The organism is Shigella sp. SIG6 (genome assembly GCF_053555815.1).
The window spans coordinates 1-1,167 of sequence record NZ_JBQZXC010000266.1 but is presented as its reverse complement, the minus strand read 5'-3'; the positions used below and the strand labels follow the sequence as shown (position 1 = coordinate 1,167).

The window sequence follows — 1,167 nt, the reverse complement described above, 5'->3', positions numbered from 1 at the left end:
AGGTCAGATGCTTTACCACCGGCAGAGTTCATCAGAGTGATGAGGATCATCAGGGCAGTCATTTTCACTGCAGCCAGCAGCAGACCTTTTTTCGGAATACCGTTGCTGTCGACTTCACCATAAACTTTCGGGAAGTTACCGTCGTTAGCGGCACGTACACCTGCCTGGCCTACCAACATCATCCAGGAGCCCAGAGAAGTCAGGCACGCAAAGGCGGTGAATGCAGAAACCAGCGGCGCAGCCCAGTTACCGAGGATAGTTGAAGCACTGATTGCAAACGGAGCACCGGAAGCCGCCATTACAGAAGACGGATACATACAGGAAAGCACCTGAGTCGCAGCGATATAAACAATACCTGCTAAACCAGTACCCAGCATGGTTGCCAGCGGAACGGTACGTTTCGGGTTTTTAACCATACCAGTACTTACTGCTGCGGATTCAACACCCACGAAGGCCCACAGGCAGAGCAGAATACTTTTAATGATCGCATGACCATCAGTGGTATCCGCAGTATTCCAGTTAGCTGCATAAGTTGCTGCATCAAACCAATGCCAGCCAACAATAGCAGTCATCACCACAGGAATAAGAACCAGCACCAGACCAATAGTGGTTAAACGGCTTACCCAGGTACCGCCGAGCATATTTACAAAGGTAAATACCCAGACGATAGCAATACAGGCGATACCCGCCGGAACAGGATCATTTAATACTGGGAAGAAGGTGGAAAGATAAGATACAGCGGTAATACCAATCGCCAGGTTACCAATCCAGTTAGCATGGTAATAAAGAACACCTGTCTGAAAACCAAATGCAGGGGAAATTTCTCCGGCATAAGCAATTGGGCCACCTTGTTGCGGGTTTTTTGTTGCCAGTCGGGCATATACATACGCCAGCGACATTGCACCAATAATAGAGATAATCCAACCCCAGATAGCAATACCACCGATACTTGCTAGGTTCGCAGGTAATAATGCAATACCGCTCCCCATCATATTACCGGCAACAACACCGGTACAGGCAAATAGCCCGATCTTCTTGGCAGAACTCATGCTCTTCTCCTAATTTCATTTTTGAATTTGGAGTCCGGGTCATGATGTATAACTATTTCCTGACCAGACCAAACTGGCGATAAGATTACTCACGAAAAAAGGATTAATCCTAAAGATT

1 protein-coding gene is annotated in these 1,167 nt (G+C 47.5%); it reads right to left on the bottom strand.

Features of this window, described 5'->3' with window-relative positions; translation table 11 throughout:
- Nucleotides 1-1,049, bottom strand: a 1,049-nt coding sequence (cadB, locus tag ACUU1M_RS20220) for a cadaverine/lysine antiporter (protein ID WP_000092900.1), incomplete at its 3' end; no start/stop codon positions are given.
- Nucleotides 1,050-1,167 lie beyond the last annotated feature (118 nt).